The 276-nt window shown below is 69.6% G+C and carries 1 protein-coding gene; it reads left to right on the top strand.

Annotated features, from left to right (window positions below; all coding sequences use genetic code 11):
- Positions 1-215 (top strand): hypothetical protein (locus AC1RPK_RS07720; RefSeq protein WP_481769350.1); only part of this gene is annotated, 215 nt, incomplete at its 5' end.
- Between the last annotated feature and the right edge of the window lie 61 nt (positions 216-276).

Below are 276 nucleotides of genomic sequence, written 5' to 3'. Positions count from 1 at the left end.
AGCTGTTCTGCTTCAATTTCGGCAGCACGCACGCGATCCATCACTTCGTGGTGCGCGATCCGTTCTACATCCGGCAACTGACCGCCCGCACCGCGCACGCGGCGCTGCGCGAAGTCGGCGTGCGCTTCAACGACGTCGGCACGTTCGCCCGTGCGAATCGCTGGGGCGGCTATCACCCGTCTCGCGGCACACACCACGCGCAGGCCGACGCGTAACGCCGGCGGCGCGCGGCATCAGCGCCTCGTCACTCGCCGATCGGCGGCATCGGCCCCTGCC

This window comes from Dellaglioa sp. CoH-55-MRSF-6, assembly GCF_056782215.1.
The sequence above is the reverse complement of the archived record's forward strand: the minus strand, read 5'-3'. Positions and strand labels throughout refer to the sequence as shown.